The organism is Rhizobium sp. AN80A (genome assembly GCF_030053015.1).
GTDB lineage: Bacteria > Pseudomonadota > Alphaproteobacteria > Rhizobiales > Rhizobiaceae > Rhizobium > Rhizobium metallidurans.
Window position 1 is genome coordinate 38,360 of sequence record NZ_JASJPX010000001.1, and the last position, 26,740, is coordinate 65,099.

Genomic DNA, 26,740 nt, shown 5'->3' on the forward strand with positions numbered 1-26,740 from the left:
GTTGTCATTGAGATGCTTCTCCCCTCAAGGGTGAGGGGAGAAGCTGTATCGTTTGATCGCACGGGGCGGCGATCAGTTCTGCGGCAGGGTTCCCTGCACACCTTCGATCAGCCACGTCATGGCTCTGATGTCGGCATCGGCAAGCTCCTGGCCCTTGGCGACCTTCACATTGCCGCTCTGATCCTTGATCTCGCCGGCAAAGGGCTTCAGCTTGCCGCTGATGATCGCGGCTTCGGCGGCCTTCATTTCGGCGGCGATGGCTTCCGGCAGGTCCGGATTGCTTGTCGTCATCTTGACATAGCCGCCCGGTCCGAGGCCCAGCCAGCGGCTTTCCGGCTTCCAGGTGCCGGCCATCACGGCCTTGGCGGCGTTGATATGGGCGGAGCTCCAATCCAGTTCGAAGGAAACGAGCTGCTTCTTCTTTACATAGGCGGAAAAATCACCGGTCGAGCCGATCGACCAGACGCCCTTCTCCTCGGCAGCCAATCCCTGCACCGGTGTGTTGGGGCTGCCGGAAATGACGTCGGCGCCCTGCGCGATCAGTGCCGCGACAGCGTCCTTTTCCTTGCCGGGATCGACCCAGGCATTGGCCCAGACGACTTTCAGCGTCACGTCGGGGTTGACCGAGCGGGCGCCGAGCAGGAAAGCGTTGAGGCTGTAGATGACCTGCGGCACCGGGAAGGCGCCGACCCATCCGAGCACGTTGGTCTTGGTCGTGCGGCCGGCGGCGATGCCGGTAATGTAGGTGCCTTCATAGTGGCGGGCTTCGAAGACGCCGAGATTGTTGCCCGCCTCGATGCCGGCGCAGCACTCGAAATGCGATTTGGGCAGTGTCGGCGCAAGCTTCTTCAGCGAGGCGTATTGCGAGAAGGTGGTGCCGAAGATCAGCTTGTTGCCCTGGGCGGAGAGCTGCCGGAACAGCCGTTCGCTATCCTGCACCTGGGCGATGTTTTCAAGCACCGTCACCTTCACCCTGTCGCCGAATTCCTTTTCGAGGGCTTTCCAGGCGTTGGCCTGGAAGTATTCCCAGCCCGTATCGGAAATGGCGCCCATGTGGATGACGCCGACCTTGAGAGGCTCATCGGCGGCCAGGAGCGGTCTCGCACCGGCGCCGAGCGCAAGGGCGCCGGCGGCGCTGGTTCTCAGGAAGTCGCGTCTGGAGAATGTAGTCATTTCGGTTCCCTCTGTTGATTTTCGGTTTGGATGATTGGCGGCGGTTTCAGCCCTCGGCGGCGAATGGCTTGCCGAGGGAAGCGGGGACGTTGAGGCGCATCAGCGCGGCGTTGCGCGAGATCAGCACCAGCACGACGATGGTCACGAGATAGGGAAGGGCGGACATGAGCTCGGACGGCAGGCCGATGCCGGCGCTCTGGGCAAAGAGCTGGGCGATGGTGGCGCCGCCGAACAGATAGGCGCCGAGAAAGCAGCGGCCCGACCGCCAGGTGGAAAAGACGACGAGCGCCACGGCGATCCAGCCGCGCCCGGCGATCAGTCCCTCGGTCCAAAGCGAGGTGTAGACGATCGACACATAGGCGCCCGCGATGCCGGCGCTGGCGCCGCCGAACAGCGTGGCGAGGTAACGGATCGTGTTGACCGGATAGCCGAGCGCGTGGGCGGAGGTGGGCGATTCGCCGACGGCGCGCAGGATCAGGCCGCTGCGGCTGCGGTTCAGGAAATACCAGACGCCGCCAAAGAAGATCCAGGAGAGCCAGACGAGCGGATGAAGCTGGCCGAGAACCGCGCCCAGGAACGGGATTTTCGCGGCAAGGTTGGACGCTGTGGAAGGCTCCATCACGATCGCCTTTCCGATGTAGGGCTTGCCGATGAACGAGGCGAGGCTGGTGCCGAAGATCGTCAATGCCAGCCCGACCGCGATCTGATTGGCGCGGAAGCCGACGGCGAGAACGGCGAACATCAGGGCAAGCAGCATGGCCGCCAGCATGGCCGCGAATACGGCGAGCCACAGGCTGCCTGTCGCCATCATGACGATGAAGGCGATTACCGCGCCGATGACCATCATGCCCTCGACACCCATGTTGAGGACGCCGGAGCGTTCGGCTACGAGTTCACCGAGCGCGGCATAGATCAGCGGCGTGCCGGCAACGAGCGTGGCCACGAGAATGGGAAGGATCTGGTCCATCAGGCGGCGGCTCCCTGCCGGTTGGAGGACTGGAAGCGGACGCGGTACTGAATGAAGACGTCCGTCGTCAGCAGGAAGAAGAGCAGCGTGCTCTGCAGCAGGCCGGTGATCGAAGACGGCATGCCGAGCGACATCTGCGCGACGTCGCCCGAGAGATAGAGCAAAGCCATCAGTAGGCCGGAGAGCAGGATGCCCACCGGGTGCAGTCGCCCGAGAAAGGCGACGATGATCGCCGCGTAGCCATAGCCGGGCGATGCGGTCGGGAAGATCTGGGCGAGGGGCCCGGCGATCTCCCCGACGCCCGCGATGCCTGCCGCGGCACCGCTCGCCAGCATGCCGATCCAGACCGCGCGTCTGACGCTGAAGCCGGCGTAGCGCGCGGCTCCTTCGGAGAGGCCGGTAACCTTGAGCTGGAAGCCGGCGAAGCTGCGGTTCATGAGCAGCCAGCCGGCCAGCACCGCGCCGAGCGCGAAGAGCACGCTGACATTGGCGCGGGTGTTTTCGATCAGGATCGGGAAGAGGGCATCCGGCGCCAGCGGTTCCGACTGCGGGAAGTTGAATCCGGCCGGGTCGCGCCACAGACCGAAGACCAACCATGAAAGCCAGAGCGCCGCGACATAATTGAGCATCAGGCTGACCAGGATTTCGCTGGCATTGAACCTGGTCCGGAGCAGTGCGGGGATGGCAGCCCAGAGGACGCCGCCGACGGCGCCGGCGATGACCATCGCGGGCAGAACCCACCAGCCGCCGGTCGCGCCGTAGTTCAGCGCCACATAGCCGGCGAAGATGACGCCCACGGTCAACTGCCCTTCCGCGCCGACGTTCCAGATGCCGGCGCGAAAGCCGATCGCGAGCCCGACACCGATCAGCACCAGGGGAGCGGCCTTGATAAGGAGTTCGCCGAAACCATAGAGATCGGCGAGCGGTGCGGTCAGAAAGGTGATCAGCGCCTCCAGTGGATTCAGCCCGGCAAGGGCAAAGAGCGCCATGGCGACGATCGACGTCAGCGCGATCGCGATGACCGGCGACATCAGGATCATGATGCGCGAGGGGTTGGGGCGCGGTTCAAAGCGCATGGGCAAGCTCCTTGCTGGCGCGTTCGTCTGGGGCATCGCCGGCACCTTGGCCGGACATGGCGATACCGATCGCATCGCGGTTCGCCTCCGCGATCGGTATGGCCGCCGTCAGCCGGCCGCCGGCTATAACGGCGATCTGGTCGGAAATCTCGAAAAGTTCGTCGAGTTCCTCGGATATGACGACGATCGCCGCACCCCGATCGCGCAGGTCGAGCAGCGCCTGGCGGATGACCAGTGCCGCGCCGACGTCCACGCCCCAGGTCGGTTGCGAGACGATCAACACGCCCGGTTCCTGCAAGATCTCGCGACCGATGATGAACTTCTGGAGATTGCCGCCCGACAGGCTGCCGGCGGGCGCCTGCGCGCCGGGCGTCCTGACGTCGAAGGCCTCGATGCAGCGCTCGGCATAGGCCTTGACGCGATCGAAGCGAATGAGGCCGGCGCGAACGGCGCCGTTGCGATTGGCGGTGAGCAGCACGTTCTCCAGGAGCGGCAGCGAGGGGACGGAACCTTGCTTGAGCCGATCCTCTGGAACGGAGCAGAGACCAAGCCGCCGCCGCCCGGCCGGATCGCGATCACCCGCCGACATGCCGTCGATGGTGATCGCGCCGGCGTTCGACAGTGGCGTTTCGCCCGACAGTGCCGCCAGCAACTCCTGCTGGCCATTGCCCGAGACGCCGGCGATCCCGAGGATCTCACCGCCGCGCACCGTAAAGCCGATATCGGCGAGCGCCGTTCCGAACGGGTCCTGGGTGGGAAGCGTCAGGCCGGAAACGCTGAGGCGCGTTTTACTGGCCGGCGTGTGGCCGCGATGACGAAAGCCGGGCAGATCGGCGCCGATCATCATGCGGGCCATCGAGGCCGGGCTTTCCTGCCTCGGGTCGCACATGCCGGTCACCCGGCCGCCGCGAAGGATCGTGGCCGTGTGGCAGAGATCCCTGATCTCGTTCAGCTTGTGGCTGATATAGAGAATGCTGCATCCCTCGGCCGCGATCTGGCGCAGCGTGACGAACAGCGTTTCGACCGCCTGCGGCGTCAGCACCGAGGTCGGCTCGTCGAGAATGAGCAAGCGTGGATTCTGCAACAGCGCGCGGATGATCTCGACCCGCTGCCGCTCGCCGACCGACATCGTGTAGATATGGCGGCCGGGCTCGACCGGCAGACCATAACGCGCCGCGACCTCCGCGATCCGTCGCGACAACGGCTCGATCGCCGGCCGTCCCGGAAGCGCCAGCGCGATGTTTTCCGCCACCGACAGCGTGTCGAACAGCGCGAAGTGCTGGAACACCATGCCGATGCCGAGCTTCTGTGCATCGGCGGGCGAAGCGATCGATACTTCGCGCCCATCCCACAGGAGTTCGCCGGAATCCGGCCGCACCATGCCATAGATGATCTTCATCAGCGTCGACTTGCCGGCTCCGTTCTCGCCGACCACGGCATGGATCTCGCCGGGGCGGACACGGAGGTCGATCCCGTCATTGGCGACCACGGCCGGATAGGCCTTGCGGATGCCGCGCAGTTCGAGCCGATGTTCGGATCTATGTTCGGTATGTGGCGATGGTGGCATGATGACAATCTTGGCTACATGATCTCTATAATCACGTATGCAACATTGATGCCAGTCCGTATCGATCGACGTCTTGATCCCGACGCTTGTGCGCTAGACGTATGGATTCATTCAGATAAAGTGGCCCCGACACCTGGTCATGCGTGCCCGCTCAAATTATGATCGACGATTTTTCGTCTACATAAAATGCAAAACCATGTATACGTGATTGAAAAAGCGGCAGTCAGCTCGCTTCGCGGGCGGAGAAGCGCGAGAGGATCGAACCGAGATCGGGCTCGACAGCTGCCTCGTCCTCGAAGAGGGCCCGGCTTTCCACGGATGAGAGGTGATCGTCCATCAGGCGCTCTGCCGCGGCGATATCCCCTTTCTTGAGCGCGCCGATGAGTCCGGAGTGCTCGCTGATGGCGCATTCGCTGGAATGCGGGCGGCTGTACATGGCAAGGATCAGCGAACAGCGCGACACGAGTTCGGAAAGATAGCGCTCCAGCAGCGCGTTGCCCGCAAGGTCGGCAAGCTTCAGATGGAACTCGCCGGCCAGCCGCGTCGAAAGCCGGACGTCACCCTTGGCGTGAGCCGCTTCCTCTTCCTGCACGTGCTCGCGCAGGCTCTTCTCGATGGCGGGGCTCCAGCGCTTGACCACCGCCTTCATCACCTCGCGTTCCAGTGCGCGGCGTACGGCGAACGCGTCGCGCGCTTCCTCAAGGCTCGGCTGGGCCACCGTTGCGGTGCGCTTGTGATAGGTGTCGACCAGCCCCTGCGCCTGTAGCTTGGCCAGCACGGCGCGCACCAGCGTGCGGCTCATGGAAAAGTGCCGGCCGATCTCGTCTTCCGGCAGCTTGGTGCCGGCTTTCAGCGCCTGCTCGATGATGGCTTGTCTGAGGGTGCGATGGGCGATGTCTACCCGGTCGGAATTCGATGACATGAGGGCTTCGGAATGTTCGGTTGGCGTGTACGTTATAATGCTCCTGAGGAATACAACAAGCGCTGTTATCGATAGGCGTCGCTGGTGGCGCCAACCCTGTCGCGATGGTGTCCGCGCATGAATTGGCAAATGCGCTCGCCTTCCAACGGTGACAGCCTGCGCGGCTTGATTGGTACGAAATCCCAGAAGTGAGCACGGCGTCCATTTCTTCCGGCGGCCAGGGACTTTGCGCGTGTCACCGGTCGACACATCCGCGGGCGTGGTTCATGAAAACCAGATAGGGCCGTGAGTTGTACCGCGCACTTAGCTGCACCTTGACGGGCGTAAGGCTATGGATCGCGGGGCATCTGAGCTGGCCTGATCGGATTGAGAGGCGGATCCATGGGGCTGTTTGGAATTCTGCTTGGACTCGGATTGCTGATGTGGTTCGCCTATCGCGGATGGAGCGTGCTCCTCCTGGCGCCAGCGGCTGCCCTTGTCGTTGCCGCGGCCTCCGGCCAGCCGTTGCTTCCGCATTGGACCTCGACCTTCATGATGGGCACGGCGCGCTTCGTCACGCAGTGGTTCCCGATGTTCCTGCTGGGCGGCATCTTCGGCAAGATGATGGATGACAGCGGGTCCATCACGTCGATCGCCCGTTTCCTGACGGAGCGGCTGGGCGTGAAGCGAACCATGCTCTCCGTGGTGCTGGCATCCGCCGTTGTCACCTATGGCGGTGTCAGCGTGTTCGTCGCTTTCTTCGTGCTCGTGCCAATGGCGCGGGAGATGTTTCGCGCGGCGAATATCCCGGCGCGGCTGATGCCGGCGGCGATCGGCCTCGGCGCCTTCACCTTCACCATGTCGGCGATGCCCGGTACCCCCTCGACGAACAACGCCATCCCGATGCCGTACTTCGGCACGACGACCTTCGCCGCGCCGGGCCTCGGTATCATCGCCTCGATCATCACCTTCGCGTTCGGAATGTGGTGGCTGGCGCGCATCGAGGCCAAAGCCCGCGCCGCCAACGAAGGATACACGGAGGATGAGACGCCCGTCATCATCACGGAAAAGGTGCGCGAACAGGCAACGACCTCGGGCGACTTCGACCCGAGCGAGCTCACCCATGGCAAGAAGAGCGATGAGGGCCCGTCCTTCCTCTTCGCGGTGCTGCCGCTGATTGTCGTCATCAGCGTCAATTTCCTGATGGCACTCGTGGTGCTGCCCCGGATCGACTTCTCCAGCGCCGAAGCCGCGCTTGGCATCAACATCACCTCCACGCTCGGCGTGTGGGCGGTCCTCATTGCGCTGGCCGCGGCGATCGTCACCGTGATCGCCGCCAACTATGGACGGCTGGGCGCATTGCGCGAAAGTCTCGACGCGGGCGCCAACTCGGCTGTCCTGCCGATCATGACCGTTGCAAGCCTCGTCGGTTTCGGCGCGGTTGTCGCTGCCATGCCGGCTTTCAATGTGGTGCGCGATGCCGTCTTGCAGATGCCTGGCGGCCCGCTTGTTTCGCTGGTCGTGGCGATGAACGCGCTGGCCGCGCTAACGGGGACGGCTTCCGGCGGCATGGCCATCGCGCTCAATGCGCTCGGCGCCGAATACATGCGTCTTGCTGCTGAGTATGGCATCGATCCCGCGCTCATGCATCGCCTGACGACCATCAGCGCCGGGACGCTCGATGCACTGCCTCACAACGGCACCGTGCTTCTGCTCCTGCAGATCAGCAGGCAGACACATGCCGGAAGCTATTTCGACATGGTGATGACCGTGATCGTCGGCGTCATCATCTCGCTTGTCGCGGTCTTCGTGCTCGGGTCGATGTTCGGCTCGTTCTGAACAGGTCTCATCGACTGGGCGGGCGAGATGAGCGCGATGAAATGCCTGAACTACCGGATGTCAATCGTTCCTGTTCGATCAACCTTAGGAAGGCTCGTACCATGAAAAAGATGCATCTCTTGATTCTTGCACCGTTGCTGATGGTAAGCACGCCGGCATTCGCGCATGTTGGCTCTGGCGACAACGGTTCCTTTATTTCCGGCTTCCTGCATCCTCTTTCGGGAGCGGATCACGTGCTCGCCATGGTCGCGGTCGGTCTGTGCGCGGTCATGCTCGGGAGCGGTGCACGACTGGCCATCCCCGCGGCTTTCGTCGGCGTCATGCTCCTTGGCTTCTTCGCAGCGCTTGCCGGCTTGCCGCTGCCCTTTGTCGAACCGGTCATTCTCGCCTCGTCCGTCGTCATCGGGCTGTTGGTCGCGATCGCCCGCCCGGCGTCACCCGGGCTTGTCGCCGCAATCGTCGGCGGATTCGCATTCTTCCATGGGCATTCGCATGGCGCTGAACTGGCAGGCGCAAACGCCTTGTTCTTCGGCATGGGCTTTGTGCTGGCGACGGCGCTTCTGCACGCAGTGGGAATCGGAATGGGCGTTGCCGCCGGTCGGCTGACACGCGGCACGGCGGCCTTGCGGATTGCCGGCGGAGCCACGGCACTTGGCGGCGCGCTGTTGCTGGCGAGTTGAACCGTGGACGCATTTGAAGACCGTAGGCCGGATTTCGGTCCGGCCGCGGGTGATCGCTTCGGGAGATTTATGTGACGTTTCAACCAACATCGGGCGGCCTGCCCCTTCAGCTTCTGCGGCTGGTGAGCCCCAGCCAGCCGGTTGGTGCGTTCGCCTATTCCCGTGGGCTCGAATGGGCCGTCCACGATCGGACCGTTCGCGACGAGGCGACCGCGCGCGACTGGATCTTCAGGCTGATCGAGCACAGCTACGCCGTCTGCGATGCGGCGCTGTTCCTGCGCATGATGCATGCGCTCGAAGCGGATGATCGCGCGTCGTTCCTAAAGGCCGACGCATGGCTTTCTGCCGCGCGCGAAAGCAAGGAGGTGGAGCTGGAGGACAAGCAGATGGGCGCGTCGATGCTCACGGTTCTCTGCGATCTCGGCGTCTCCTCCGCGAAATCCTTCACCACGGTGAAGCTCACCTATCCGGCGGTCTTTGCGCTCGCGGCCGTCAACTGGAAGATCGCGCCGGCGGATGCGTTGCGTGGGCTGCTGTGGAGTGCTGTCGAGGGTCAGGTGTCGGCCGCCATCCGGCTGGTGCCGCTGGGGCATACCGCCGGGCAGCGGCTTCTCATCGCGGCCGCCGAGGTCATCGAGCGGGCGGCCCGCACGGCGGAGATGACTGGCGACGACGAGATCGGCAATGCGGCGCCGGCAATGGCAATGGCAAGCGCATGGCATGAAACGCAATACAGCCGGCTGTTTCGTTCATAGACTCCGACCGGGCAAGCAGCCGGATCTCATGCAGTCCAAGCAATCCGAGGAGGAATACTGCCTTGATTTCGTTGTTCCGCGGTCTCCGGTCCATTCTCATACTTGCTGCCGCGGGTGTGCTTTTCGGTGCTTTCCTGATGTTCTGGGAGGCCATCTTGATGCTCGTGGAAACCTTCAGGATGACGCGGCTCAATGCGGATATGTCGGTCATCGTTTCGGTGCTGCGCGCCACCGACAAGATCCTCCTGGGCATCGTGCTGATGGTTGTTGGTTGCGGCATCGCTCTCGGCTTTGCCCTCGATATCCCGCCGGAACAGCGATCGAAGCTGCCGCAGTGGATGATCATCGATACCGTTGCGGAACTGAAGAACCTCTTCTTCCAGATGATCATTCTCTATCTGGTCGTGCACTTCGCGGCGCAGGTGGGTGAGATGCAGACACCGCCGCAATGGGAGTCGCTCGTGCTTCCGGTCTCGGCGCTGCTCCTGGCAGGTGCCATGAAGCTGACCGCCAGCTCGCACCATCTGTCGGAAGAGACGCGGCACGACAGAAGCGAGGGGCGCGAGAGGAAGAGACCAGACAAGCCGGCGTGAAAGCGCTTGAGCGAGTTTGCGGAGTGGCAGGAAGGGCCGGGAGGCCGGAATTGGAAGGGTTTTTCGCCGATGGTCGATGGTTGGCATGCCGAGCTTGATTTGTGGTTCGCGAACTCCCACGGGAAAACGCGCCTGATGCGCAGGCGGCATGTCGGTCCGCTTGCGGTGCAGCGCGCCTTTCATCCCGAGGATGACGGCTCCGCCCATGTCTATATCCTGCATCCGCCCGGAGGGGTGGCCGGCGGCGATGTCCTCGATATCACCTGCCGTCTTGCGCCCGAGGCGCGCTGTGTCCTGACCACGCCGGGCGCGACGAAATTCTACCGCAGCGAGCACGGCACGAGTACGCAGCGCATACGGATCGATGTCGGCGCCGGCGCGGTCTGCGAAAATCTTCCGCAGGAGACGATCCTGTTCGAAGGCGCGGATGCCTCGATCAGCACGCGCGTCATGCTCGGCGAGGACGCGGCCTATGTCGGTTGGGATTTCGTCAGCCTCGGTCGCCCGGCCGCGGGCGAGGGTTTCGCGAGCGGACGGCTTGCCCAACGCGTCGAGATTTTTCGCAACGACGAGCTGATCTGGTTCGAGCGAATGGCGTTTTCGCGAGCGCCGGACGTCCTTGACGCTCCGCTCTTCTTTGCCGGAAAGCCCATCGTCGGAACCATGGTCTATGCGGGACCGGCGCTGGAAAACACCGTCGAGCATATCCGCGACGAACTCGGCGCGCAGGCGCGCGGCGTCTTCTCGGCCAGCCAGCTCAACCGCGTGATCGTCTGCCGATATCTCGGAAGCCGGATGTCCGAGGGCAAGGCACTTTTTCTGCAAGCGTGGAGCATTCTTCGCGAACGCGGCCTGATGAAGAAGGCCGTCGCTCCGCGCATCTGGGCAACGTGAACAGCAAGCAAGGAGGCAAGCTCATGGAACTGCTACCGCGTGAAAGAGACAAGCTCCTGATCTTTACGGCCGGACTGGTCGCCGAGCGGCGCAAGGCGAAGGGTCTGAAGCTGAATTATCCCGAGGTCATCGCCTATATCTCGGCGGCCCTGCTGGAGGGCGCGCGCGAGGGGCGAACGGTGGCGGACCTGATGTCCTACGGCGCGACGCTGCTGACCCGCGAGGAGGTCATGGAGGGCGTGCCCGAGATGATCCCCGACATCCAGGTGGAGGCAACCTTCCCCGACGGTACGAAGCTCGTCACCGTCCACAACCCGATCCCATGAGGAGGCCATCATGATACCCGGCGAATATTTCATCGAGAATGGCTCGATCGACCTCAATGCGGGCAGGCAGACACAGAAGATCGATGTCGCCAACTCCGGTGACCGGCCGATCCAGGTCGGCTCCCACTATCATTTCTACGAGACGAACGAGGCGCTTCTTTTCGATCGCGAGCCCACGCGCGGGTTTCGGCTGAACATTCCGGCCGGTACGGCGGTCCGTTTCGAGCCGGGCCAGGAGCGAACGGTGGAGCTCGTGGCGCTCGACGGCAAGCGTGAGGTTTACGGGTTCAACGCCAAGGTCATGGGCAAGCTGTAGGAGGCTATGATGGGAACGATCACAAGGCAGACCTATGCCGATCTCTACGGCCCGACCAAGGGCGACAGGCTTCGGCTGGCCGATACCGAACTCGTCATCGAGATCGAGGAAGACCGCACGGTTTACGGGGAAGAGGTGACTTTCGGCGGCGGCAAGGTGATCCGCGACGGCATGGGGCAGGGGCAGCGCCCCCATGCCGAGGTCGCCGACGTCGTCATCACCAATGTCATCATCATCGACCACTGGGGCATCATCAAAGCCGATGTCGGCATCAAGAACGGACGGATCTCGGGGATCGGCAAGTCGGGCAATCCGGATATCCAGCCTGGCGTGACCATCGTCGTCGGCGGCGCGACCGACGTCATTGCGGGAGAAGGCAAGATCCTCACCGCGGGCGGGATCGATACCCATATTCACTTCATCGCCCCGCAACAGGCGGAAGAGGCGCTGGCGAGCGGCACGACGACGCTCGTCGGCGGCGGCGCCGGCCCGACGGTGGGCACGCTCGCGACCACGGTAACGGCCGGCCCGTGGGCGATACACCGCATGCTTGAGGCGGCGGAAGCGCTGCCGATCAATGTCGGGCTGCTCGGAAAAGGCAATATCAGCCTGCCCGATCCGCTGCGCGAACAGGTTCGCGCCGGTGTTGTCGGGCTCAAGCTGCACGAGGATTGGGGCACGACGCCGGCTGCGATCGACAATTGCCTGACGGTTGCCGACGAGATGGACGTGCAGGTCGCGCTTCACAGCGATACGCTCAACGAGAGCGGTTTCGTGCGCGACACCTTCGCGGCCATGAAGGGACGTACGATCCACAGCTTCCACACCGAAGGTGCAGGCGGCGGGCATGCGCCTGACATCATCACAGCGGCGGGCGAGGAGAATGTCCTTCCGTCGTCCACCAACCCGACAAGACCCTATACGATCAACACCGTCGACGAACATCTCGACATGCTGATGGTCTGCCATCATCTGAGCCCGCAAATCCCCGAGGACGTCGCATTCGCGGAGTCGCGCATCCGGCGCGAGACGATCGCGGCGGAAGACATTCTCCACGATCTCGGCGTGTTTTCGATGATGTCGTCGGATTCGCAGGCGATGGGTCGTATTGGCGAGACGACGCTGCGGTGCTGGCAGACGGCGCACAAGATGAAGGTGCAGCGCGGCCCGCTCCCTGAAGATAGCGGGCGCAACGACAATTTCCGCGTGAAGCGCTATGTCGCCAAGTACACGATCAACCCGGCCCTGACGCATGGGTTTGCCGACCAGATCGGCTCGATCCAGGTCGGCAAGCGCGCCGATCTCGTGCTCTGGAAGCCGGCATTTTTCGGGATCAAGCCGCAACTGGTCCTGATCGGCGGCATGATCGCTATCGCGCCGATGGGCGATCCCAACGCCTCGATCTCGACGCCGCAACCGGTGCACTACCGTCCGATGTACGGCGTGCTCGGAAGGGCGCTCGGCTCGACGGGCGTCACCTTCGTGTCGCAGGCGGCACTGGACGACGGGATCGGCGAGAAGCTGAAACTGTCCAAGCAGCTCGCGGCCGTGAAGGGCACGCGAACCGTGCGCAAGAAGGACATGGTGCATAACAATCTGACGCCGAAGCTGGAAGTCGATCCGCAAAACTACAATGTCCGCGTCGATGGCCAGTTGATCACCTGCGAGCCGGCGGATGTATTGCCGATGTCGCAGCGATACTTCCTCTTCTAGGGACAAACCAGGCGGGGCGCGGCGTCGCGCCCGAGCCGGACCAACACGCCGCGCGAACGAGGCATGAGTCGCTTGCGGGCTGGCCGAAGGAGCAGAGATCAATGAATTTGGATCGTTTCCGTGATCATCCGTCGCTGTTCTTCGTGGACTGGTCGTTGCGCGGCGTGGGCCAGGTCGTCTTTCAGAATAATCCCCTGTCCGGGCTGGTGATCCTCGCGGCACTTGCGTGGAATTCCTGGATCTATGCCGCGATCTGCGTGCTCGGCGTCATCTCAAGCACGGCGACCGCGCTTGTTCTGAAGGCCGACAGGGCGGTCATGCGCGATGGATTATACGGTTTCAATGGCGCGCTGGTGGGGCTGGCGCTCGTCGCCTTCACGAGCGAGGATTTTCGCACGGGTGCCATACCGTCCGTGGCCATGGTCGTCTATCTCGTTTGCGCTGCCGCCTTCACGACCATGGCTTTCGCAAGCATGGGGGCGGTTCTGGCGCCCTACAAGACCGCGCCGCTCACGATGCCTTTCGTTCTTGTGGGATGGCTGTTTCTGTTCGCGGTGCTGAAATTCGACGCGATCGATGCGGGACCGATGGCGAAGCCCGTGTCGCCCGATCAGTTTTCCGAAACGGTGCCGTATGTCCTTGCGACCTGGTACGAGGGGATTGGGACATCGATCGGGCAGATATTCTTTCAGGATAACTGGATCTCCGGCTACCTCATCGTGATCGCGATCGCGCTGAATTCCCGTGTCACCGCTGCGATGGCCCTGCTCGGCGCGGTCGTTGGCACGGTGGTGGCGGCCGTCTACGGTGGTCCGGAGGGCGCGGTTCGCGACGGACTCTTCGGTTACAACTCCGCGCTGACAGCCATGGCGCTGGGTGGCGTCTTCCTGGCGCTGACCTGGCGCAGCCTGCTCTACGCGGTCTTCGGCGCGGTCATTTCCAGCTGGCTCTGGGCATCGGTCGCCATTTTCCTCAAGCCGATCGGGATGCCGGTCCTGACCTCCACATTCGTCCTTGTCACCTGGCTCATGCTCTTGGGGCAGGGGGCGTTCAAATCGCTTGCACCGGCCTCCACGGATGAGCCAACCGCTCCCGACGAAGGCCGAGCCGGGTAGATCCTCGCCGGCAACACCTATTCCGCAGCGACGCTGCTGACCGGATCGGGTTTAACACCGAACAGTCGCTGCTTGAGCGCTTCACGAAGGCTCTGAACAACCAGGTAGAGAACCGGGATCGCGACAAGCCCAAGCACCGTGCCGAGAAGCAGGCCGCCAAGAACGGTGGCGCCGATCGCCTGGCGGCTGCCGGCTCCAGCGCCCGTCGCCACGACCAGCGGCACGACACCCAGTATCGAGGCGAGCGCGGTCATCAGCACGGGCCTGAAGCGCTGGGACGTGGCTTCGGAGGCCGCGTCAAGGGTGCTCATCCCCTCCTCTCGGCGCTCCTTGGCGAATTCGACGATCAGGATCGCATTCTTGGCCGCAAGGCCGATCAGCAGCAGCATGCCGATCTGGGCGTAGATGTTGAGATCGATCCCTCCGACGGCGAGCGCGCCCAAGGCGCCGACGACCGCGACCGCGACCGACAGCATGACGGCAACAGGAACGCTCCAGCTTTCGTATTGCGCGACGAGGAAGAGATAGGTGAAGACGATGCCAGCGATGAGAATGATCACGGTCTCGTTGCCCGATTGCTGCTCCTGAAGCGCAAGCCCGGTCCATTCGAAGCCGAAGCCATCGGGCATTGTCTCGTTGGCGAGGTTGCCCATGATAGCAAGCGCCTGGCCGGAGCTCGTGCCGGCCGCGGCCTGGCCGTTGATGGCCGCGGATGAAAACAGATTGTAGCGGTTGACCGAGCTCGGCCCATAGATCGTCTCAATGGAAACCATGCTCTGCAACGGAACGAGTTCGCCCGACTGGCTGCGTACCCTGAGGCGCAGGATGTCGTCCATGCGCTGGCGGTAGGCCGGCTCATCCTGAAGCCGCACCTGGTAAACCCTCGAGAAAATGTTGAAGTCGTCGACATAGGCCGATCCGAGATGCGCCTGCAATGTGCTGAAGATCGCCGCCGGCGAGACGCCGTAGAGATCGGCCCGCTTTCGGTCGATGTCGAGATAGAGCTGAGGCACGTCGGCGGAGAAGGTGCTGAAGACGCCGGCAAGGCCTGGTGTCCGGTTCGCCTGGATGATGAGGTCGCGCATGACCTCGGCCAGCGCCTGCTGGCTCTGGCCGGCCCGCGCCTGAAGGCGGAAGTCGAATCCGCCTGTCGTGCCGAGGCCGGGGATCGCTGGCGGGTTGAACGGCACGATCGATGCCGTCGAGATGGCCGCCAGCTGGGGGCGCAGCTTGGCGATGAGGGCGAAGGCGCTCTGATCGGAGGGGCGCTCGCTCCATGGCTCCAGCGCGGAAATGATCATGCCGCTGTTAGACCCGCCACCGCCGACCATGCTGACGCCGGCGATGCCGATCGTGTTGGCGATCCCGGGTGTCTGCTGCAGAAGCGCGCTGACCTCGGCGATCGTCCGCTGCGTTCGCTCCAGCGAGGCGGCATTGGGAAGCTGCACGTTCATGAACAGGTAGCCCTGGTCCTCGGCCGGCACGAAGCCGGTGGGGAGAACGCGGTAGAAACCGTAAATACCACCGATGACCGCAACGAAGAGCACACCGGCCAGCACGAGGCGCCGGGCAAACATCGTAAACAGCCCGAGATAGAAGCGGCGCGAGGCCTCCAGGCCGTTGTTCATCCGGCCGAAAAGGCCCGTCTTGCGTTCAGGGGCGGGTCTCAGGATCAGCACGCAGAGCGCCGGGCTGAGGGTGAGCGCGTTGATGGTCGAAAAAACCACGGTCACGAGGATGGTGACGGCAAACTGGCGGTAGAGTTCGCCGGTGATGCCGGCCAGGAATGCCACCGGGATGAAGAGTGCGGCGAGAACAAGCGTGGTTGCGACGATCGGTCCGGTGACCTGCTGCATGGTGGCAAGCGTGGCCGCTCGTATATCCATCGCCTTTTCGCTCATCAGTCGCTGGGCGTTCTCCACGACGATGATGGCGTCATCAACCACGAGGCTGATCGCCAAAATGACGGCAAAGAGCGTGATCGTATTTGCCGAATAGCCGAGAACGTAGAGAACGGCGAAGCCGCCGATGAGGGATACAGGGATGGTGAGCGTCGGGATGATGGTCGCCCGCCAGTCCTGCAGGAACGCGAAGACGACGGCCACGACGAGCACGAAGGTGATGGCGAGCGTCACGAAGATCTCGCGGATCGTTTCGCGCACGAAGGACGTCGTGTCGAAGACGAGCGTATAGGCGACATCATCGGGGAACTGCTTCGAGAGCCGCTCGACCTCACCGAGCACGGCGTTCGACACCGCAAGCGCGTTGGCATCGGATGCCTGGTAGACGACGACGGTCGCGCTTGGATTGCCGTTCAGCGTCGAGGCGGTGTCGTAGGATTGGGCGCCGAGTTCCACGCGGGCGACGTCGCGCAGCCGGACAACGCCGCCGTCGCGATTGCTGCGAACGATGATGTTGCCGAATTCGGCGGCGTCGGCGAGCCGTCCGCGCGCCGTTACGGTTAGCTGCAGCTGCTGTCCGGTCATCGCCGGAGGCGAGCCGATCTGCCCGGCGGACGCCTGCGCGTTCTGGGCGCGAATGAGCGACATGAGATCGGCGGCCGTGACGCCCAGTGCCTCCATGCGATCCGGCATCATCCAGATGCGCATGCTGTAGGTTGGCCCGAAAACGGCGGCTTCGCCGACGCCGGGAAGACGGGAGATGGCGTCGCGAATGTTGATCGTCGCGTAGTTGCTGATGAAGACTTCGTCGCGCGTGCCTTTCGGCGAGTAGAGCGCCAGGCCGAGCAGCATGCTGGACGAGCGGCTGCGCACCGTGACACCTGCCTGCGTGACGGCCGCCGGCAGGCGGGGGTCGCGAGCGCCAGCCGGTTCTGGACATTGACCTGGGCGATCGCCGGGTCGGTTCCGGCTTCGAAGGTGACGGTGAGGCTATAGGTGCCGTTGTCGGAACTCGACGACGACATGTACATCATGCCCTCGACCCCGTTCACCTGTTCCTCGATCGGTGCGCCGACGCTGTCGGTCATCACCTGCGCATTGGCGCCGGGATAGCTGGCGGTGACCTGAACTTCTGGCGGCGTGATCTGCGGAAATTGCGCCACCGGGATTTGCATGAGCGCGACCGCGCCGGCGATGAGCATGACGACGGCGATCACCATCGCGAAGCGTGGCCGGCCGATGAAGGGAGCGGAAATGTTCATTTCGACACCGCCGGCTGAGACGCGTTCTGATCCGGGACGATCTCGACGATCGCTCCCTCGGCGACGTTCTGAAGCCCCTCGACGATGACGGTTTCACCGCCCGCCAGCCCGTCGTCGACGATCCAGCTTCCCTCTCTCTGCTCGGATACTGTGATCCTGCGCTCCGTGGCCTTCCTTTCCGGCGTGACCAGCATGACATATTTGCCCTCGCGGTCCTGCTGGACCGCCCCGAGCGGAACCGTCGGGCGTTCCTTTCGCGCGGTTTCGGAGACGACGACGGTCACGAATTGGCCCGGGATCAGCAGGAAATCGCCATTTGGAAAGACCGAGCGGACCGCAAGGGTTCCGGTTCCCTGATCGACCTCGTTTCCCAGGAAGGAAATGGGCGCCGTTTGCGGATAGATCTGTCCGTTGGACAGCCTCAGACGCGTCTGGTAGCGCTGGGCCAGCTCGTCCTTGCTGACATTGCCGGCGGCTTCGCGCAGATCAAGCAGCGCGCGATCGCTGACCGAAAAGACCACCCTGACGGGATCCATCTGCACGACGCGCGCAAGCGCCGGTGAGGCGGTGGTGACGAAACTGCCCGGGGAGAAGGCAGCGGTCCCGATCCTCCCCTTCAGGGGGAGACATGATGCGGCTGTAGCTCAGATTGAGCTCGGCCTGCTTTACGGCCGCTTCCGCAGACTGCAGGTTCGCGGCGGCGGTGTCTCGCGCGGTTTCGCTCTGTTCGATGGTTGCCCGGGCAACGGTCTGGTTGAGGGACTGGTTGCGCGTCATCTGCCGCTCGGCATCGAGCAGCGTCGCCTTGGCGCGGGCGAGATTGGCATTGGCATCGGCAAGTGCGATATCAAGCGCGCGGCTGTCGATCTTGAAGAGTTCCTGGCCCTCGTCAACCACGGCGCCTTCCTCGAACAGCCTCCGATCGACGAAGCCGTCGATCCGGGATCGGATATCCACGGCGTTCAGTGCCTCCACCCGCCCGACGAATTCATGCTTTGGCGAAACATCCTCGAGCGCAACGGTGATCGTTGCCACTTTCGGTGTGTCGTCGGCCTGCGCCGAAGCCGTCATTGAATGCGAAACTGCGATGATCGAGGCAAGAAAGGCACCAGAAAATCTGCCAGGAATTCCCATTCGTCACACTCCTGAAAGCGTCAATGGCCATGGCCGAAGCTGTGAATAGAACCGGAGTCAGACCTTCGGCTCCAACGGCAGCGCGGAAAGCATATTTCTGCAACGTGCGGCCCGGAAAGCGGAAAATGCCCTGCCGACAGGGGTTTTGCGCCCATCCGCGCAGAAATGGATACCGTGCACGACGATGGGATAAACTGCACAGCCACGGACGCGCGGCCAGACTGTCGCGGACGCCGATGGCGCGCCGAGCTTTCTGGCCGGGGATCGGGAAGATGTTCGTGGGAGCGGTCACGAGCGGCTCGCAATGTCACCGCTCTCCAAAAGGGACGTCCAAGGCGGGCCGCCTTCGGCGAAATGCGCCGCGGAAAGTCTCGGTGGCCGATTTGCCTGCAGCCTCCCCGCCTCGCGGGCTTCATTCGGCGTCATCCCGAATTCGCGCCGGAATGTGCGGCTGTATGTCGATGGGTCCATGAAACCCCATTCCTCGGCGATCAGCGAGATGGAGCGTCGGTCCTTGTCATCGCAAAGGATGTCCCTGGTGCGCAGCAGGCGTTGGCGGCGGATGTAATTCGAAATGCCGCCGCTGGGTTCGAAAATCCGATAGAGGCGGGATCGCGAGATGTTCAGGTCGCGACACAGCTTTTCCGGTGACAGGTCGCGCTTGGCGAGCTGCGAGGCAATGAGCGTCTTCGCGCGTGCCATGATCACGCCGTTGATCGGTCCATCCGCTTCGACAAGGTGATCGCGTGATGGCGCGAGGCAGGCGGCAAGCAATGTGGTCGTCGCGACGGCGATATGTTCGGCATCCCGCTCCGTCCGGTTGGGAAGCGAGCGATGAAGAAGCTGGATGTAATCCACGATCAGCGCCGCCATCTCGGGACGAATAGAAAGGTCGAGGGGCTGCGAGAACGCGAAGTCACGGGGGAGGAGAAGTGCGAGCGCGCCGTCATCCTCTCCTTCCGCCTCATAGGGCGCGGCAAGGCAATGCCAGTGCAGCTTGCCGGGAAGACTAGGACCCCCATTCTCAGGGACGGTGAGCGGGATACTCAGGATCCAGTGATCGAAAACGGGATCCTTCTTGCTGTTCCAGCGCCGGCGATAGCCGGTGCCGCGATAATCCAGCGACATCAGCGCAAGGCTCCCTAGCTGCCAGACCTGTTGACGCGCCATGAAGGAACTGAACTTGCCACGCAGCAGCGTGACATCTCCAAGACTTGAATTCCAGGATCGATAGAGATCGAACTGTTCGGCAGGCGGTGCGACCGATGTATCGATGTTGACGACGCATTTGAGAGGAACCTGGCCATCGTTCCTGGCGGCAATGTTGCTGTCGTGCTGCATGAATGCATCCTACCGTTGAGCACTTGTCACTGACAGGAAGTTGGTTGGCTTGAGGAAAGGATATCACCCGCGTTCACAAGCTTCGTGTGGCAGATGACCGATGTGCCTTCGTCGAACTTAGAAAATTAAGCAGAGGCGGGGTCTTAGGCGTCGTAATTGCTTGTCGATATTACGCAACTCTATTCATATGTTCTGATTTGAATATACGCATTCCATCCCAATGCTGTGCGTAGTGTCCGTTTCTTCGCGTCGGGCGTAGAAGCGAAAACGTGCCGGCATTCTCAACTGTCGATCGACATGCCCAGCGAATTGCTGACCAGGAGGGTGTTCAATGTACGGTTGCCGCTGTCCCCGGGATTCATGTCAGGCGAGCCTGATTGCAGCATTCCCTGCCAGCCCAGCGCGCGCACTGCCTTCGGTGACAACCCGAACTCGCGCTTGAACATACGGCTGTAAGTCGATGGGTCGGTAAACCCCATGTTCTCCGCGATCTGCGCGATCGAGTGAATATTGGAACTGTCGGCAAGCGCACGTCTGGTTTCAAGCAGTCGTCTCCGGCGGATATAACTGGAGATTCCGCCAGCAGGTTCGAAAATTCTATAGAGACGCGAACGCGAAACGCCGACACTTTTGCAAAGATAGTCCGGCGTCAAGGCGGGGTCCGCAAGCTTGGCATCGATGGCGCGAATGGTGCGGGTCGCTATCACGGCATCGATCGGCGCTTGTGCTTGCGCCAGCTTTTCGTGGGACGGCAGGAGCAGGGCTGCGAGCATATGGATGGTGGCTTCGGCGACCTTGGTGACGTTGCTTCGGCGCAAATGGGAGAGATTGTGATGCAACAGGGTGAGGTAATCGGCGAGGAATTCTGCGGCCTCCTCCGAGATCTCGGGTTGGAGGGGCGCATCGATCGTGTGGTAGGGGAGAAAAAGCGCGATCAGCCGCCCCTCGCTGTCGCAGACGTGCGGCGCCGTGAGGTTGGTCAAGTGAAGCCTCCGCCGGGAGGCGCTATCGGCGGTGCAGGATGCGCAAGTGTCCTTGACCGATACGACCCAATTGTCGACGGCCGGCTTTTTCTTGTGCTCCCAGCGCAGCAGATGATCGGGAGACGCATTGATAACGGCAAGCACGATATCGCCGAGTTGCCAGATATTCTCGGTTGCTTCAAAGGTAATTGTCTCGCCGCTCTTCAAACCCACATCGATGACGGAAGAGTGCCAGTTCCGGAAGCATTCGAAGCGCTCTGGCGCGCGAGCGCAGGCGGTATCACATTCGATTGCGCATCTCAGTGGCTCGTCCGCGAAAGCCGCGGTCGATGTCGAACCCAACTCCACCCGTGCATTCATGATATCGCCCCTTGAACACAAGACTAAGCAAACATGAAGTGACCAGTATCGAAGCACGCGCCGGTGCAAGACGAATGAAACCGATTTGCATCAGGGCGACAATGTTGACTGTGTGCAGAAGGTAAACCTCAAACGAAGGCCATTCATACAATTTTCGATATGTAAAATAAAGATGCAAACACACAACATTTCCCGGCTAACGTGTTGGTGGGGATGGGCAGCCTCACCATCCGGTCTGGGCATGAGCCGCCGATTTCAAAGGATGTTCTTGTGTAGGCGTCCGTCCTTCATGATCGCCAGGAAATTCTTTTGCGGGTTCTCCACGAGCGCGAGATCTTCCGCCGGATTGCCGTCGACGACCAACAGATCGGCCAGAGCGCCTTGCTCGACAACGCCGAGCTTGCCGGGGTAAGGGTTTCGCATGTTGGATAGTTCGAGCAGCTGCGCGTTGCCTGATGTCGCCATCTGCAACACTTCGGCGTTCCGGTACCAGTTACCGAGATGGGTCAGCATGATGTTCTGCCGCGGTCCGAGCTCCGGAGAAAAAAGCACGTCCGATCCCCAGGCGGTCTTGATGCCGTATTTGCGCGCGTATTGGTAGAGCATCGGGGTTCCCAGGAAGATCTGCTTGGCACGCTCGACGCCAGGTCCGCTTTGAGACGCCGCGTCCGCCATCGTCAGGAAGGGTTGCGTGCTCAGCCACGCGCCCTTTTCCGCGATCATGGCCGCCGTCTCTTCATCGATCAGATGGGCGTGCTCGATGCAGGTTATGCCTGCCCGTAGCGCGCGTTGAACGGCGCGCGGCGTGTAGGCATGGACTGTGACGTAGGTATTCCAGTCCGAGGCGACGCCGGCCGCGGCTCGCAGGTCCTCCTCGCTGAAGGTGGTCATATCCAGCGGGCTGCGTGGCGACGAAACACCGCCGCTGCCGACGATCTTGACCTGTGATGCGCCCTGCAGCAGCTGCTCGCGTACCCGAAGTTTCAAGTCATCCATGCCATCGACGATCGCGGCGCCACCGAAGAGCTCGCTGCTGCTCAGCCTGTTTCCATCCCTCGGGATCTCGTTGGGTAGACGCAAGTCGCCATGCCCGCCTGACGTGGTGATCATCGCGCCGGACGGGTAGATGCGCGGTCCGGGGATAAGGCCGCCGTCGATCGCTTGCTTGAACGAGAAGACGGGGCCGCCAAGATCGCGCACCGTCGTGAAGCCGCGCATCAGCGTGCGCTCGGCTTCGGCGGTCGATGCGGCGAAGACGATGCCCGGATCCGCGCCCAGCAGCTGGTTCAGCGGAACCCCAGCGAAGATCGTGTGCCAGTGCGCGTCGATCAGCCCAGGCATGATGACGCCGTTGCGGCAGTCTAGAACAGTCGCACCCTCCGGCGGCGGCGAGCGGGACCGATCGACATCGGCGATCTGGTTGCCGCTGATCAGAACCTGAACATTATCGATCACCGCGCCGGCCTTGCTGTCGAAAAGCCGGGCGTTGCTCAGCAGGGTCTCGGTCGGCTTGGAAGCCGTCTGTGCGAGACTCGGCGCGGACAGCGCGCCAACAAGGGCGGTCGCCGCCAGCCCCGATAGTAGGTCACGTCGCGAGAAGGCATCCATCCTGCGCGAGGCCCTCTGCAGATCCGGATGCGAGCAGCCGCACCCCGCGCCGTGAATAAGGTGGCGATACTTCTCTCCGATCCGCAGCATGGGTTATCCTCCCTGACTTCATTTCATTGGGCCGACGCTGCCCGGCCGCAACGTGATTTGCGATGCGCCGCTGAGGCATCGACAACATGACGGCATCGTGCTCGATACCTAGAACGGCCAGATGAGCGGGACGATGAAGACGGCAACGACGAAGAACCAGGCAAGGAGCGGCAAGCCCAGTTTCCAGTAATCACCGAAAGTGTACCCGCCCGGTCCCATGACCAACGCGTTTGCCGGCGCCGCGATCGGCGTCAGGAAGGCCGCCGCCGCCGCGACGGCCGTGCTCATCAGGACAGGGCGCGGAGAAATGCCCATGCCGGCTGCAGCGGCAACCCCGATCGGGATCGCGATCAAGGCGGTCGCCATATTGCTGATGAACTGTCCAAGCAAGGCGGTCAGCAGAAAAAGACCCGCCAGAAGCATGGTCGGGCTGCTCTGGCCGACGACGGAAAGGAGTTGATCGGCGGCCAGTTGCGCGGCGCCGGTCTCCGTCATCGCGGTGCCGAGCGGCTTCATCGCCGCGACGAGCACCACGGTCGTCCAGCCGATCGCATGGTAGGACTGCTCCGGGGTCAGGATTCGCGAGAGAAGGATCGCTCCCGCGGCAAGCAGACCCGCCACCGCCGGAGGCACGAGGCCGGTCGCAAGAAGAAGGATCATCGCGGCCGAGATGAAGGCGGCCCGTCTTGCTTCGCCGCCCATTGGCGCGGCTTGTCTGCGAACGAGATCCGGCGAGCCGACGGTCAGTACATCCGGGTCGCTGAGGCGCGTGTCCAGCGCCTTCCAGGTTCCCTGCAACAGCATCGTATCGCCGGCGCCGAGCACGACTGCGCCCGCCTGGCTCTGCGGCTCGATTTCATCGATCGGTGCTCCGGCCTTCTGAACCGCGAGGACGATCAGATCGCCGCTCTCCGTCACCATCCCTGGAAAGACGCGCTGCCCGATCAGGCCTGAGCGGGGCGGAATCGCCACCTCCGCCAGTCCCGATTTGTGGGTGAAGAGGATATCGTCAGCGCCTCCCGTATGGTCGCGGAAGGACAGGTGCGTGTCCGCCGCGAATTTCGCGACGACATCGGCATCGCCGCGCAACAGAAGATGATCGCCTTCGGCGATATGCGGCCGGCTGATCGGTCTGGCCGTGTCACCCTCATGCACCGCCACCAGCTGCATTCCTTCGTCGGGTGCCAGGTCGATCGTCGACGGCGCTCTGCCGACGTAATGCGAAGAGCCGCGAATGCGCAGGCGGTGAATATCATTGCCAAGCCCATATTGTTCGACCAGCGTTCGGGCATGCCGGCTGAAATCCGCGGGGATGACGGCGCCGTTGCGTTGCGGCAGAAGCCGCGCGCCGAGGAGGACGACGATCGCCATGCTGCCGAGGAGCAGCGGGAGCCCGACAAGGGCGAATTCGAAGAAGCCGAAGCCTGCAAACCCCGCGTCGACCGCAGCGTCCGAAACAAGCACGTTCACCGGCGTCCCGGTCAGCGCCAGCATCGAGCCCGCATGCGCCGCGAAGGCGAGGGGCATGAGGAGTTGCGAGGACTTTCGGCCAAGCCGGACCGAAATCACGATAACCACAGGCAAAAGCGCCACGACAGCGCCTGTCGTTCCGACGAACATCGTCAGCATCGCTGTGAGGCCCATCATCAGAACGACGAAGCGTGCGCGGCTTTTTCGCCCGCCGCCCGGATGAGGTGCTTTCCGATCCAGGCGGTTACCCCGGTGATTTCGAGCGCCGAGCTGACAACGAACAGCGTCGCGATGAAGATCACGACGGGATCGCCAAAGCCGGCGAGCGCCTGCTCGAGACTGAGTATTCCCGATGCCCACAAGGACAGGCAGACCAGCATTGCGACAACCGCGACCGGCAGCCTGTTCCACATGAATAGAACGATCGCTGCAGCGACGATGATCGCAACGAGGGCTACCGGATTCAATTCCACTATCCCTTTGAGAAGACCCAATCCTGAGACGATTTCAAACGCGCTGATGGCCGTCGGTGCATGTGAGATCGACCTTCACGATGGGCCGGCCGATGCGATATGTCATGAGCCGGGCGTCCCGAAGCTACGCCATGCGTCCCGAACTATTCGGGGCCAGGCGATTTCGCGACTGCGGCTATTGACCCTGTCCGAGGTCTGGCGGCAGGTAAGCGCGAGGGGTCGTGGAGTGTGTCTTTCCTATGGTAACCATGCTTTTCGACGGAAGGGTCTGGCGTTGCCGCCGTGACCTGCCGAGGTAGAGATGCGCTGGCGGCGGCTCGTCATGGTATCCGTTTTTCTTGCTGGCCTTGCGGGCTGCGCCGGCCCGCAGCCAGGGCTTTTGAACATTACCCCTCCGACGAAAAACGCCGATCAGATCACGCTCATCGCGGCGACGACCCGGGCTCCGGTCGATGATCCGGCGGTGCTATATGGCGGGGAGCGAGGTACATCCGTGTCCTACACCCGGATTGGCATTTCCGTGCCCCGCAATCGCGAGGCGGGGACGCTCGAGCTTCCCCGCCGCTCGCCCGCCGATCCCGAACGGACCTTCGCGGCGACATCGGTAACCCCCATCAATCGCGCCGATATCGGCGCCGCGTTTCGTGCGCAAGGGCCACAGAAGCGACGCGCCTTCGTTTTCGTCCATGGCTACAGTACGACTTTCGACCGCGCTGTTTTCCGTTTCGCGCAGCTCGTGCACGATTCAGATGCGGATGCCGTTCCGATCCTGTTTTCATGGCCGTCGCGCGGGCGTTTTCTCGATTATAAGCGCGACCTCGATAACGCCTCCTACTCCCGATCGGATCTGGCGAACCTGCTTCAGGCCGCGATCGACAGCCAGTCGATCAACGAGGTGGTCGTGCTTGCCCACTCCATGGGCGCCTGGCTGGCGGTCGAGGCGATCAGGCAGGTCGCCTTGCGACGCGGCGGCGTGCCGAGCAAGGTCTCGAGCCTCATTCTTGCGTCTCCGGACCTGGATGTCGGGGTCTTTCGCAGGCAGGTCGAGGATATGGGGCCGAAACGCCCCAAGATAACGATATTCTCCGCGCGCAATGACCTGGCGCTTCGCCTGTCGCGGTTCATTGCACGCGGAGATGCCCGTCTAGGCGGCATTGACCCCTCGCAGGACGACTACCGGCGAGCACTCTCGGATTTGCAGGGTGTCACGGTGCTGGATCTGAGCGCGCTGAGTTCGGGAGATCGGGTCAATCACGCGCTGTTCGCCACGAGCCCCGAAGCCGTTCGCCTGATCGGCGATCGACTGGTGCAGGGGCAGCAGATCTCCGACGCCGACCTTGCGAGGCCCACGACGGCGGTCGATGCGATCGGCGCAGCCGCGACCTTTGCCGTTGCCGCTCCCATCCTGCTCTTCGACATGGCGACCAGCCCGTAGACCGATGTCGCTGGACGCGTTTTCTGTCCAGACGAAAATGGGACGACGAGCGCAATATTGGGATTTGCCGCGCATCATTATTGTCGCCGCAATTGCTAGCGTAGTCGCGATAACCGTGTTCGCTCGGCCGCTCCGATTGCTCTTCAACCCCTATTTCGCGGCAGCTGCACGGTATCCCCAAAGGTCGACTTTTCAGCAAAAGGAGGCGGAGATGAGCGATCTGATTTTCATCGGGTTCCCGACCGAGGCCAAGGCCGAGGAGATCAGGCAGAAGGTGCTGTCGCTGCAACAGGAATACCTCATCGAACTTGAAGACGCCGTTGTCGTCGTGAAGAACGAAAAGGCGCATATCAAACTCAATCAGCTCGTCAATCTCACCACGCGGGGTGCTGCTTCCGGCGCCCTATGGGGAACGCTGATCGGGGCGATCTTTCTGATGCCTCTGGTGGGGACCGCGCTGGGCGCGGCGTCCGGTGCGCTTGCCGGCGAACTCAGCGACGGCGGGATCAACGATCAATTCATGAAGAAGGCCGCGTCTGTTCTGCAGCCGGGTACCGCCGGGCTGTTCCTGCTGGTGCGCAAGATGACGACCGACAAGGTGCTGGCCGATCTCAGGGGCGTCGGCGGCGAGCTCCTGCAGACGTCCTTCGACGAGACCAGGGAGGCCGCGTTGCGAGAGGCACTGTCCGCCGCCCAGGCGGAAGTGGAGACAGCGCCAGCGGCGACGTCGTGACGCCGCCATGCAGGAAAGGCTTCGTCGATACCACG

The 26,740-nt window shown here is 62.9% G+C and carries 20 protein-coding genes and 3 pseudogenes; 11 read left to right on the forward strand and 12 right to left on the reverse strand.

Translation table 11 applies throughout. The annotated features are described in order from the left end of the window. Positions 1-72: 72 nt before the first annotated feature. From P3R82_RS00200 to P3R82_RS00220, 5 genes are all read right to left on the reverse strand, one after another. A complete protein-coding gene (locus P3R82_RS00200) occupies positions 73-1,173 on the reverse strand; it encodes a BMP family ABC transporter substrate-binding protein (RefSeq protein ID WP_283192527.1) in 1,101 nt (366 codons plus the stop codon). Positions 1,174-1,219: 46 nt separating this feature from the next. Next, complete coding sequence (locus P3R82_RS00205; protein WP_283192528.1) at positions 1,220-2,140, reverse strand: ABC transporter permease; 921 nt, start codon at positions 2,138-2,140, stop codon at positions 1,220-1,222. Further along, a complete protein-coding gene (locus tag P3R82_RS00210; protein ID WP_283192529.1) occupies positions 2,140-3,216 on the reverse strand; it encodes an ABC transporter permease in 1,077 nt (358 codons plus the stop codon). The genes P3R82_RS00205 and P3R82_RS00210 overlap by 1 nt, the downstream gene beginning before the upstream one ends. Further along, positions 3,206-4,783, reverse strand: a complete 1,578-nt coding sequence (locus tag P3R82_RS00215) for an ABC transporter ATP-binding protein (protein WP_283192530.1) — start codon at positions 4,781-4,783, stop codon at positions 3,206-3,208. Before P3R82_RS00215 ends, P3R82_RS00210 begins: the two co-directional genes overlap by 11 nt. Positions 4,784-5,006: 223 nt before the next feature. Next, positions 5,007-5,705, reverse strand: coding sequence for a GntR family transcriptional regulator (locus P3R82_RS00220; protein ID WP_183898732.1), 699 nt, complete (start codon positions 5,703-5,705; stop codon positions 5,007-5,009). A gap of 381 nt (positions 5,706-6,086) precedes the next feature. Between P3R82_RS00220 and P3R82_RS00225 the strand changes: the two genes are divergently transcribed. The 9 genes from P3R82_RS00225 (at position 6,087) to P3R82_RS00265 (ending at position 13,915) form a co-directional block, all read left to right on the forward strand. Then, positions 6,087-7,523, forward strand: coding sequence for a GntP family permease (locus P3R82_RS00225; protein WP_283192531.1), 1,437 nt, complete (start codon positions 6,087-6,089; stop codon positions 7,521-7,523). Positions 7,524-7,624: 101 nt separating this feature from the next. Next, entirely contained in the window at positions 7,625-8,203 is a 579-nt protein-coding gene (locus tag P3R82_RS00230) for a HupE/UreJ family protein (RefSeq protein WP_283192532.1), read from the forward strand. 71 nt (positions 8,204-8,274) lie between these two features. Beyond that, positions 8,275-8,958, forward strand: coding sequence for an urease accessory UreF family protein (locus tag P3R82_RS00235; protein ID WP_283192533.1), 684 nt, complete (start codon positions 8,275-8,277; stop codon positions 8,956-8,958). A 71-nt stretch (positions 8,959-9,029) separates the two neighbouring features. Continuing rightward, positions 9,030-9,551 (forward strand): YqhA family protein, encoded by a 522-nt coding sequence (locus P3R82_RS00240; RefSeq protein WP_283193460.1) that lies wholly within the window; start codon positions 9,030-9,032, stop codon positions 9,549-9,551. A 135-nt stretch (positions 9,552-9,686) separates the two neighbouring features. Next, positions 9,687-10,445, forward strand: coding sequence for an urease accessory protein UreD (locus tag P3R82_RS00245; RefSeq protein ID WP_349294027.1), 759 nt, complete (start codon positions 9,687-9,689; stop codon positions 10,443-10,445). Positions 10,446-10,468: 23 nt separating this feature from the next. Continuing rightward, on the forward strand, positions 10,469-10,771 hold the full coding sequence (ureA, locus tag P3R82_RS00250) for an urease subunit gamma (RefSeq protein ID WP_183898737.1): 303 nt from the start codon (positions 10,469-10,471) through the stop codon (positions 10,769-10,771). A 10-nt stretch (positions 10,772-10,781) separates the two neighbouring features. Next, complete coding sequence (locus P3R82_RS00255) at positions 10,782-11,087, forward strand: urease subunit beta (protein WP_183898738.1); 306 nt, start codon at positions 10,782-10,784, stop codon at positions 11,085-11,087. A 6-nt stretch (positions 11,088-11,093) separates the two neighbouring features. Next, positions 11,094-12,800 carry an urease subunit alpha gene (gene ureC / locus P3R82_RS00260; protein WP_283192535.1) on the forward strand — a complete coding sequence of 569 codons (1,707 nt, stop codon included), beginning with the start codon at positions 11,094-11,096 and terminating at the stop codon, positions 12,798-12,800. A gap of 101 nt (positions 12,801-12,901) precedes the next feature. Next, positions 12,902-13,915 carry an urea transporter gene (locus P3R82_RS00265; RefSeq protein ID WP_283192536.1) on the forward strand — a complete coding sequence of 338 codons (1,014 nt, stop codon included), beginning with the start codon at positions 12,902-12,904 and terminating at the stop codon, positions 13,913-13,915. A 17-nt stretch (positions 13,916-13,932) separates the two neighbouring features. Here the strand turns inward: P3R82_RS00265 and P3R82_RS00270 are convergent. From P3R82_RS00270 to P3R82_RS00300, 7 genes and pseudogenes are all read right to left on the reverse strand, one after another. Next, positions 13,933-17,078, reverse strand: a pseudogene (locus P3R82_RS00270) (multidrug efflux RND transporter permease subunit). Next, complete coding sequence (locus P3R82_RS00275) at positions 17,075-17,698, reverse strand: efflux RND transporter periplasmic adaptor subunit (protein WP_349294037.1); 624 nt, start codon at positions 17,696-17,698, stop codon at positions 17,075-17,077. Before P3R82_RS00275 ends, P3R82_RS00270 begins: the two are co-directional and overlap by 4 nt. Before the next feature lie 52 nt (positions 17,699-17,750). Continuing rightward, a pseudogene (locus P3R82_RS00280) lies at positions 17,751-18,212 on the reverse strand (biotin/lipoyl-binding protein); the annotation flags it as partial. A gap of 288 nt (positions 18,213-18,500) precedes the next feature. Next, positions 18,501-19,553: a helix-turn-helix domain-containing protein gene (locus tag P3R82_RS00285; RefSeq protein ID WP_283192537.1), complete on the reverse strand. Its 1,053-nt coding sequence runs from the start codon at positions 19,551-19,553 to the stop codon at positions 18,501-18,503. A 281-nt stretch (positions 19,554-19,834) separates the two neighbouring features. Beyond that, positions 19,835-20,743: a helix-turn-helix domain-containing protein gene (locus tag P3R82_RS00290; RefSeq protein WP_283192538.1), complete on the reverse strand. Its 909-nt coding sequence runs from the start codon at positions 20,741-20,743 to the stop codon at positions 19,835-19,837. Positions 20,744-21,151: 408 nt separating this feature from the next. Then, positions 21,152-22,594: an amidohydrolase family protein gene (locus tag P3R82_RS00295; protein ID WP_283192539.1), complete on the reverse strand. Its 1,443-nt coding sequence runs from the start codon at positions 22,592-22,594 to the stop codon at positions 21,152-21,154. 108 nt (positions 22,595-22,702) lie between these two features. Continuing rightward, a pseudogene (locus P3R82_RS00300) lies at positions 22,703-24,531 on the reverse strand (SLC13 family permease). A gap of 328 nt (positions 24,532-24,859) precedes the next feature. Here P3R82_RS00300 and P3R82_RS00305 point away from each other — a divergent pair. Together P3R82_RS00305 and P3R82_RS00310 are read left to right on the forward strand one after the other, a co-directional pair. Continuing rightward, positions 24,860-25,972, forward strand: coding sequence for an alpha/beta fold hydrolase (locus P3R82_RS00305; protein WP_283192540.1), 1,113 nt, complete (start codon positions 24,860-24,862; stop codon positions 25,970-25,972). Positions 25,973-26,183: 211 nt separating this feature from the next. Next, on the forward strand, positions 26,184-26,705 hold the full coding sequence (locus tag P3R82_RS00310) for a DUF1269 domain-containing protein (protein WP_283192541.1): 522 nt from the start codon (positions 26,184-26,186) through the stop codon (positions 26,703-26,705). Positions 26,706-26,740 lie beyond the last annotated feature (35 nt).